General features: G+C 33.0%; 9 protein-coding genes. All 9 read left to right on the top strand.

Going from position 1 to position 9,444, the window contains the following annotated elements:
• Nucleotides 1-102 precede the first annotated feature (102 nt).
• Nucleotides 103-1,218 (top strand): FtsH protease activity modulator HflK, encoded by a 1,116-nt coding sequence (gene hflK, locus AMN78_RS01210; protein ID WP_075533791.1) that lies wholly within the window; start codon nt 103-105, stop codon nt 1,216-1,218.
• Nucleotides 1,218-2,093 (top strand): protease modulator HflC, encoded by an 876-nt coding sequence (gene hflC / locus AMN78_RS01205; protein ID WP_075533790.1) that lies wholly within the window; start codon nt 1,218-1,220, stop codon nt 2,091-2,093. The genes hflK and hflC overlap by 1 nt, the downstream gene beginning before the upstream one ends.
• A 15-nt stretch (nt 2,094-2,108) precedes the next feature.
• Entirely contained in the window at nt 2,109-2,294 is a 186-nt protein-coding gene (locus AMN78_RS01200) for a DUF2065 domain-containing protein (protein WP_075533789.1), read from the top strand.
• Complete coding sequence (locus tag AMN78_RS01195; protein ID WP_075533788.1) at nt 2,295-3,698, top strand: Do family serine endopeptidase; 1,404 nt, start codon at nt 2,295-2,297, stop codon at nt 3,696-3,698.
• A gap of 2 nt (nt 3,699-3,700) precedes the next feature.
• Nucleotides 3,701-4,618, top strand: a complete 918-nt coding sequence (gene miaA / locus AMN78_RS01190; protein ID WP_075533787.1) for a tRNA (adenosine(37)-N6)-dimethylallyltransferase MiaA — start codon at nt 3,701-3,703, stop codon at nt 4,616-4,618.
• 37 nt (nt 4,619-4,655) lie between these two features.
• Complete coding sequence (locus tag AMN78_RS01185) at nt 4,656-6,422, top strand: acetolactate synthase 3 large subunit (protein WP_075533786.1); 1,767 nt, start codon at nt 4,656-4,658, stop codon at nt 6,420-6,422.
• Complete coding sequence (gene ilvN / locus AMN78_RS01180) at nt 6,422-6,970, top strand: acetolactate synthase small subunit (RefSeq protein WP_075533785.1); 549 nt, start codon at nt 6,422-6,424, stop codon at nt 6,968-6,970. Before AMN78_RS01185 ends, ilvN begins: the two co-directional genes overlap by 1 nt.
• Nucleotides 6,971-6,972: 2 nt before the next feature.
• Nucleotides 6,973-7,992, top strand: coding sequence for a ketol-acid reductoisomerase (gene ilvC, locus AMN78_RS01175; protein ID WP_075533784.1), 1,020 nt, complete (start codon nt 6,973-6,975; stop codon nt 7,990-7,992).
• Between the two features lie 96 nt (nt 7,993-8,088).
• A partial coding sequence (locus tag AMN78_RS01170) for a 2-isopropylmalate synthase (protein WP_075533783.1) occupies nt 8,089-9,444 on the top strand: 1,356 nt, incomplete at its 3' end.

Here is a 9,444-nt window from a genome sequence, read left to right as displayed (position 1 = left end):
AAGGTGGTTTTTGGCTCATGTTTCAATTTTATCAAAAGTTTTAGACATTTTAGCGCTCCTTCTTAACTTGTTTTTAGGTTAAAAGTCACTATATAAAGTGACATGAGTTTTAAAGACAAAATTTTAAACAACCAATCTCCATGGGGAGCACCTCCTGGCGGTGACGGAGGAAGAGGTTCGCCTGGTGGAAATGGATCAGGTTCTAGACAAGACCCACCAAGTCTCGATGATGTTATAAAAAATTTTCAAAAAACTATAAATAAGTTTTCTGGCGGTAAATCAGGAGGTTCTAAACCAATTATCATTGGTTTAATAATTGTAGCACTACTTTACGTTGCAAGTGGTCTTTACAGAGTTTTACCTGATGAACAAGGAGTGGTTTTAAGATTTGGCAAATACGTGAACACTACTCAACCAGGCTTACATTATCATTTCCCGACACCTTTTGAGAGAGTTTTAACTCCTAAAGTAACTAAAGTTAATAGAGTGGATGTTGGTTTCAGGCCAGCAAGTGACTCTGGTAGATCGTCTGGAGTTGGAAACGTTCCAGAGGAAAGCTTAATGTTAACAGGTGACGAAAATATTGTTGATATAAATTACTCAGTTTTTTGGGTTATTAAAGACGCACAAAAATTTTTATTTAATATTCAAAGTCCAGTAGAAACAGTTAAAGCTGCATCCGAAACAGCAATGAGGGAAGTAATAGCAAAAAATAGAATTCAAAATATTTTGACAGAAGGAAGATCTAAAATAGAGGTTGAAGTTCAAGAAATAGCCCAACTGATTTTAGATGAATATGGTTCAGGCATACAATTAACTCAAGTACAAACTCAACAAGCTGACCCGCCAGAACAAGTTATCGATGCATTTAGGGATGTACAGGCCGCTAGAGCAGATAGAGAAAGATCAAAGAACGAAGCTGAAGCATACGCTAATGATGTTATACCAAGAGCGCGAGGTGAAGCTGAGCAAGTTTTACAACAAGCAGAAGCATATAAGAAAGAAGTTGTTGCAAAAGCTGAGGGTGAGGCTAGCAGATTTTTAGCAATATATAATGAATATAAAGATGCAAAACAAGTTACTCAAGAACGAATGTATTTAGAAACAATGGAAAAAGTTTTAGCAGATATCGATAAAGTAATTATAGATAAAGAATCTGGTTCAGGAGTTGTTCCTTATCTACCATTACCTGAATTAAAAAAAGGAAGTAATAATTAATGAGAGGCGTTAAATTTATAGTTCCGGCAATAATTTTAATTGGTGTAGTGATTTTCCAATCTTTATTTATTGTACAAGAAATTAGTCAAGCAATAGTTCTTCAATTTGGTGATCCTAAAAAGATTGTTACTAAAGCTGGCTTAAATTTTAAATTACCGTTTATTCAAAATGTAGTTTATCTCGATAAAAGAATTTTAAATTTAGATAATGATCCAGAAGAAGTTATAGCTGCTGACCAAAAAAGATTAATAGTTGATGCTTTTGCTAGATTTAAAATTGTAGACCCTTTAAAGTTTTATATTTCAGTTGGAAACGAAAGAGTTGCAAGATCTAGGTTATCTACAATTATTAATTCTAGAATTAGAGGGGTATTAGGAACACAAGAACTCGCAACATTACTATCTACAGACAGAGCAAGACAAATGCAGATAATCCAATCTCAAGTAAATGAGGAAGCAAAGAATTTTGGAATTAATATTGTTGACGTTCGAATAAAAAGAGCTGATTTACCTCCAGCAAACAGTGAAGCGATTTATAAAAGAATGCAAACAGAAAGAGAGAGAGAAGCAAAGGAATTTAGAGCACAAGGTGCAGAGATAGCTCAAAAAATTAGATCGACAGCAGACAAAGACGTAACTGTAATCTTAGCTCAAGCAAATAAGAAATCAGAAATTATGAAAGGTGAAGGTGATGGTCAGAGAAACAAAATCTTTGCTGATGCGTTTGGAAGAGATCCACAGTTTTTTGCTTTTTATAGAGCAATGCAAGCATATGAAAAAGCTCTAATTGGAGGCGAGACATCACTTGTTTTATCACCTGATAGTGAATTCTTTAAATTTTTTGGCAAGTCTGTGAAGCCTGCTTTAAAAAGGTAGGAATTTAAAATATTTGTGAATGAGTTTATTATCGCTATCGGATTAATTTTTTTTGTGGAAGGTCTGTTTTTAGCCATTTTCCCGTCAAGAATTAAAAGCATATTAGAATTAATTAAAAATACTCCTGAGAATAAATTAAGAATTCTAGGAATTGTTTTTTTGATTATTGGTTTTTTAATAATTTGGTATATAAAAAGTTAGATGAAATTAGTAAGCAAAATATTATTTTTTTTAATTATAATTAATTTTTCTTTTGCACATTCAAAACCTGTTCCAGATTCATTTGCAGATTTAGCAGACAAACTAATGCCATCCGTTGTGAATATTTCTACAACTCAAACGGTTAGAACAACTACAAATCAATTTCCTTTTCAATTCCCTCCAGGATCACCATTTGGTGAAATGTTTAAAGATTTTGAAAGACCTACAGAGAGAAAAGCTTCTTCGCTAGGTTCAGGATTTATCATTGACACAAAAGGAACAGTTGTAACAAATAATCATGTAATCTCTGGAGCTGATGATATTTTAGTAAGAGTAGGAGATAAAGAATATAAAGCTAAAGTAGTTGGCGCAGATCCTTATATGGATATAGCAGTTTTAAAAATGGAAACTAGAGAACAATTTAAGCCAGTAAGCTTTGGTGACTCTGATAAAGCAAGGGTTGGAGATTGGGCTGTTGCGATTGGAAATCCTTTTGGTTTGGGAGGAACAGTGACTGCTGGAATTATATCTGCAAGAAACAGAGATATTAATCTTACAAGATATGATGATTTCATTCAAACCGATGCTTCTATAAATCAAGGTAACTCAGGTGGACCTTTATTTAATCTTAAAGGAGAGGTAATTGGGATCAATACTGCAATTATTGCTCCGGGCCAATCGGGTTCAATCGGAATAGGATTTGCTATACCAGCTAATGCAGCATCAAACGTAATTGACCAATTAATAAAATTTGGAGAAACGAAAAGAGGTTGGTTAGGAGTTCGAATTCAACAGGTTACTAAAGAAATAGCTGATGTGGAAAATCTCAAAAAACCTCAAGGTGCTTTGGTTGCTAGTGTAGGTGAAAATAGTCCCGCAGATAAAGCAGGAATAAAAGCAGGCGATATAATTTTAAATTTTGATGGAAAAAAAATTGATACAATGAGAACTCTACCAAAAGTCGTTGCTTCTACAGAGGTAGGAAAAAGCGTAGAGCTAAAAATTTGGAGAAACAAAAGACTTATATCTAAAAGATTAGTTCTTGGACGACTTGAGTCCTCTGAAGAATTTAAAGATAAGAAAACAAAAACAGTAAAAAAAGTTGTAGATATTGATAAATTAAAAATAGCTGTAAGAGATGTAAATAATGACGACATTACCTCAAGGAATTTAAATAAAAAAACCTCTGGTGTTGTAATTACGGAAATTTCTAGCAGAAGCCCGCTAATAAATCTTTTGAGTGTAAATGATATAATAATTGAAGTTCAAAAGTCTCCAATAAAATCGACCTCAGATTTAAAAAAGTCAGTTAATAGTTTTTTTAAAAAAGGTGAGAAAACATTACTATTAACAGTAATAAATAAAAATAATCAAAGACGTTACCTAGGCGTTAAAATAAATTAGTTTTGCTTAAAAAGTTAATACTCTTAGCAGGACCAACAGCTTCAGGAAAATCAAATTTAGCAATTAAATTGGCGAAAAAAATAAATGGTGAGATTATTAATGCAGATAGTATGCAAGTTTTCAAAGAATTTTCTGTTTTATCTTCAAGACCAAATTCAGCCCAAACTAGCAAAATTCAACACCATCTTTACGGAATTATTTCAGTCAAAAAACATTTTTCAGCTGGCGATTGGCTCAAACAAGTAAAAAAAAAGATTAATATTTGTAAAAAAAAAAAGAAAATTCCAATAATTGTTGGAGGAACAGGGCTTTATTTTAATATAATTACAAAGGGCATAAGTAAAATTCCTGACATTGATATTAAAACAAGAAATAAAGTAAGAAACTCATTTAAAAAGCTTGGCTATAAAAAATTTTACAATCAACTGTTAAAGCTTGATCCAAAAGTTAAAGGAAAAATACTTCCAACGGACTCTCAAAGATTACAAAGAGCGTATGAAGTAAAGCTTAGTACAAAAAAATCCTTATATGATTGGTTTGTAAAAACAAAACCTGATTTTTCAGATTTTGAAATAAAAAAGATTTTTATTGATATACCTAGAGAGGTATTACTAAAAAATATCTCTCTTAGAACAGAAGAGATGTTTAAAAAAAAATGTATAAATGAAGTCAAAAGATTTAATGCTTTGAAAATAAATAAAACTTTATCAGCGAATAAACTTATTGGCGTCAAAGAAATTAATGATTTTTTGAGCAAATCTATCTCTTTAGAGCAGTGCAAAGAGCTTATAAATATAAAGACCAGACAATATGCAAAAAGACAAAATACTTGGGCCAGAGGCCATATGAAGAATTGGAATAAGCTATATTCGAAAAATTTCTCAAATCTTTTAAAAAAATCATTAAAAGTTGTAAGCTAAAACTTGACGCAACTCATTTCTAGGCTAGATTGTATATATGCCAAAATTATTGAGTGGAGCAGAAATTGTATTTAAAGCACTAGAGGATCAAAAGGTAGAATATATTTTTGGTTATCCTGGTGGTGCGGTATTACCAATTTATGATGAGTTAAAAAATCATAAATCAATAAAACATATTTTAGCAAGACATGAGCAAGGTGCAGGACACTCAGCAGAAGGATACGCAAGGTCAAGTGGAAAGCCTGGAGTTTTATTGGTAACATCAGGACCTGGCGCTACAAATGCAGTAACAGCTCTAACAGATGCTTACATGGACTCAATTCCACTGGTTTGTATTTCTGGACAAGTACCAACACATTTAATTGGCACTGATGCATTTCAAGAGTGTGATACAACCGGAATTACAAGGCCGTGTACAAAACATAACTGGTTAGTAAAAGATGTAAATGATCTTTCAAAAGTTTTACACTTAGCTTTTGAAGTTGCTACTACTGGTAGACCCGGCCCAGTCTTAGTTGATATTCCGAAAGACATACAATTTAAAAAAGGTAAATATAAATTTTTTAAAAATACTCTAAGAAAAAAACTTAATGGAAAAGCAACTCATAAAATATCCAATTCCGAATTAGATAAATTTATAGATCTGATTAAAAAATCTTCTAAGCCTATTTTTTATACAGGAGGTGGAGTTATTAACTCTGGACCTGAAGCCAGTAAATATTTAAGAGAACTAGTTTCATTAACTGGTTTTCCAATTACTTCTACATTGCAAGGACTTGGAGCCTACCCTGGAGACGATCCACAATTTTTAGGCATGCTTGGTATGCACGGAACTTATGAAGCAAACAATGCGATGCATGATTGTGACTTAATGATAAATATTGGAGCAAGGTTCGATGACAGAATTACTGGTAAAGTGGACGAATTTTCACCTGGCTCAAAAAAAATTCATGTCGATATTGATCCATCCTCTATCGGAAAAAATATAAAAGTTGATCTTGCAATTATCAGCGATGTTACAGAACTATTAAAATCTTTAATTAAAAGATTTAAAGAAAAAAATAAGAACTTTTTGAACTCGAATAAACAAAAAACGTCAAAATGGTGGGAACAAATTGGGAAGTGGAGAGAAAAAAAATCTTTAAATTTTATTAATAGTGATAAAATTATCAAACCTCAACATGCTGTACAAAGATTGTATGAATTAACAAAAAATCAAGATACCTTTATTACCACTGAGGTAGGTCAGCATCAAATGTGGGCAGCCCAACATTATAAGTTTAATAAGCCTAATAGATGGATGACATCAGGAGGTCTAGGGACGATGGGGTATGGACTTCCAGCTGCAATCGGTGTTCAAATTGCAAATCCTGGAAAGTTAGTGGTCGACATTGCAGGAGAAGCATCAGTTTTGATGACGATGCAAGAAATGTCTACAGCTGTACAATACAGATTACCAATTAAAATATTTATTTTAAATAATGAATACATGGGAATGGTGAGACAATGGCAAGAGCTTTTACATGAAAAGAATTATTCTGAAAGCTACACAGCCGCATTACCAGACTTTGTTAAACTTGCAGAATCTTATGGCTGCGTTGGTATTAGGGCAAAAACACCTGGTGAGTTAGATGATAAGATAAAGGAAATGATTAGTATTGATAGGCCAGTTATTTTTGACTGTGTGGTTGATAAAGCAGAAAATTGTTTTCCAATGATACCCTCAGGTAAACCTCATAATCAGATGATTTTAGGACCTGAAGAAGAGGAAGAGATTTCTGATGAAGGGAAAATTTTAGTTTAATGGCTAAGTCTAAATCTGCTTATAGTGTTCCAGGTAAAATTGGAAAAATTGAAAGACATATTATTGTAGTATGGGTTGATAACGAAGCAGGAGTTCTTGCAAGAATTGCAGGACTTTTTTCTGGCAGGGGATATAATATTGAGTCTCTTGCAGTAGCAGAAGTAGATAAAAAAAAACATATTTCCAGAATAACTATAGTAACTGAGGGAACGCCACAAGTAATAGAGCAGATTAATTTACAACTTAAAAAACTGGTGCCTGTTCATAAAGTAGCTGATTTCAAACGTGGTGAAAAAGATATTTTATTTAGAGAACTGGCAATGTTTAAAATTTTAGGAAATACAAAAAAAATCGAAAAAGTTAAAAAAATTTGTAAGAAATTTAATCCTGTAATCCTTGATAAAACGAATAAATCTGTTGTAATACAAGTGACTGCTTTGAGAGCGGAGATTGATAAATTAGCACTTGATTTAAAAAGTTTAGGACTTATAAGCACTTCTAGGACAGGCGCAGTTGCGATGACAAAAGGTTCAAAAATATTTAGTTAATTATGAAAACTTATTACGATAAAGATACAAATAAAGACTTAATAAAAAATAAAAAAGTTGCTATCTTTGGCTATGGAAGCCAAGGTCACGCACATGCACTTAATTTAAAAGATAGCGGTGTTAAAGAGGTGGTTGTAGCTTTAAGAGAAGGCTCATCAAGTATTAAAAAAGCTGAGAGTGCTGGATTAAAAGTTATGTCCCTATCGGATGCAGCTGCGTGGGCAGATGTAGTGATGATGTTAACTCCTGATGAACTTCAATCAGAAATATATAAAAATCACATTGAACAAAGAATGAAAGAGGGAACAAGTTTAGCTTTCGCTCATGGTTTGAATATTCATTTTGATCTAATCAATGCAAGAAAAGATCTAGATGTTTTTATGGTTGCTCCAAAAGGTCCTGGACACACAGTAAGAAGTGAATATCAAAAAGGTGGAGGGGTCCCTTGTTTAATGGCAGTTCACAAAGATAGCTCAGGAAAAGCGAAAGACTTAGCACTATCCTATGCTTCGGCTGTCGGAGGCGGTAAGGCTGGTATCATAGAAACAACTTTTAAAGATGAGTGTGAAACAGATTTATTTGGTGAACAAACAGTTTTGTGTGGGGGTTTAGTTGAATTAATTAAAAATGGTTTCGAAACTCTTACTGAAGCAGGATACCCTCCTGAAATGGCATACTTCGAAACACTTCATGAAGTTAAATTAATTGTAGATTTAATTTACGAAGGGGGGATAGCAAATATGAATTATTCTATTTCAAATACAGCTGAATATGGCGAGTATGTATCAGGTAAAAGAGTTGTAGATAACAAAACTAAAGAAAAGATGAAAGAAGTCCTAAAAGATATTCAGTCAGGCAAGTTTACTAAACAATGGATGGATGAGCATAAATCAGGCCAAAAAAACTTCCTAAAAATGAGACAAGACTTAGCAAAGCATCCAATTGAGAAGGTTGGTAAAGAGCTAAGAGCAATGATGCCGTGGATTGGCAAAAATAAACTAGTCGATAAAGATAAAAATTAACCCAATCTGAGTCCAAAACACTAACTTGAACTACATAATTATTTGCAAATTCTAGCTTTGATTGTAATATGAGGAGCTTTAAATTTTTATAAAGTTATGACAGATAAAAATAGAATAATAATATTTGATACAACAATGCGTGATGGAGAACAGTCTCCAGGCGCATCTATGAGCTTAGAAGAAAAATTACAAATTTCGAGAGTATTTGATGAGCTAGGCGTTGATGTCATTGAAGCAGGTTTTCCTATAGCATCACCAGGTGATTTTGAAGCTGTTACAGAAATAAGCAAAACTTTAAAACGTTCAATACCCGCCGGATTAGCTAGAGCAACCAAAAAAGATATTGATGCATGTCATGAGTCATTAAAGCATGCAAAAAATTTCAGAATTCATACTTTCATTTCTACTAGCCCTCTACATATGAAGCATAAATTAAATAAGTCTCCAGAAGAAGTTTTAGGTGCAATTAAAGAAAGCGTAACCTATGCCAGAAAATTTACAGATAATGTTGAGTGGTCATGCGAAGATGGAACACGGACAGACATGGACTATATGTGCAAGACAGTAGAACTTGCAATTGAGTGTGGAGCTAAAACTATTAATATACCCGATACTGTAGGTTACACAGTTCCTTCAGAATTTAAAAAAATTATTGAAACATTAATAAACAAAGTCCCTAATATTGATAAAGCAATCTTATCAACTCATTGTCATAATGATTTAGGTTTAGCAGTAGCTAACTCCTTAGCAGGAGTTATGGCTGGCGCAAGACAAATTGAGTGTACTGTAAATGGAATTGGAGAGAGAGCTGGAAACGCAGCTTTAGAGGAAGTTGTAATGGCTATGAGAACAAGACACGATTTAATGCCTTACACAACTAATATTAATACAAAACTTTTAAGCAAAGCTTCAAAAGTTGTTTCTAATGCTACTGGTTTTCCAGTTCAATTTAACAAAGCTGTCGTTGGAAAGAATGCTTTTGCACATGAGTCAGGCATTCACCAAGATGGAATGTTAAAAAATAGAAACACATATGAGATAATGACACCTGAAAGTGTGGGAGTTAAAAAAACTTCTTTAGTAATGGGTAAACACTCTGGAAGACATGCTTTTAGAGATAAACTATCAGACATGGGATATGTTGATGTTACCGATGACATCATAAACACTGCTTTTGGTAAATTTAAAATTTTAGCAGATAAGAAAAAACATATTTATGATGAAGACATTGCTGCTCTTGTAGATGACAGCTTAGTTACTGAAGACAATGTAATTAAATTAAAATCGTTAAAAGTATATGCTGGAACAGGAGAACCACAAAAAGCCGAAATGACATTAGAAGTTTTTGGCGAAGTGAAAAGCGCTTCTGATACTGGTGATGGTCCAGTGGATGCAATATTTAAATGTATTAAAAAACTCTATGCTCATGATGTCAAACTACTATTATATAAT

Origin of the sequence: Candidatus Pelagibacter communis (assembly GCF_001179945.1) — a bacterium.
Taxonomy (GTDB): domain Bacteria; phylum Pseudomonadota; class Alphaproteobacteria; order Pelagibacterales; family Pelagibacteraceae; genus Pelagilacustribacter; species Pelagilacustribacter ubique_A.
Note: the sequence above shows the minus strand (reverse complement) of the source record. Positions and strands in the feature narration are given on the sequence as shown.

What these genes read in the sequence shown, in the direction of transcription:
- hflC (WP_075533790.1), top strand. Translation starts at nt 1,218, where the DNA reads ATGAGAGGCGTTAAATTTATAGTTCCGGCAATAATTTTAATTGGTGTA.
- AMN78_RS01185 (WP_075533786.1), top strand. Translation starts at nt 4,656, where the DNA reads ATGCCAAAATTATTGAGTGGAGCAGAAATTGTATTTAAAGCACTAGAG.
- ilvC (WP_075533784.1), top strand. Translation starts at nt 6,973, where the DNA reads ATGAAAACTTATTACGATAAAGATACAAATAAAGACTTAATAAAAAAT.
- hflK (WP_075533791.1), top strand. Translation starts at nt 103, where the DNA reads ATGAGTTTTAAAGACAAAATTTTAAACAACCAATCTCCATGGGGAGCA.
- ilvN (WP_075533785.1), top strand. Translation starts at nt 6,422, where the DNA reads ATGGCTAAGTCTAAATCTGCTTATAGTGTTCCAGGTAAAATTGGAAAA.
- AMN78_RS01195 (WP_075533788.1), top strand. Translation starts at nt 2,295, where the DNA reads ATGAAATTAGTAAGCAAAATATTATTTTTTTTAATTATAATTAATTTT.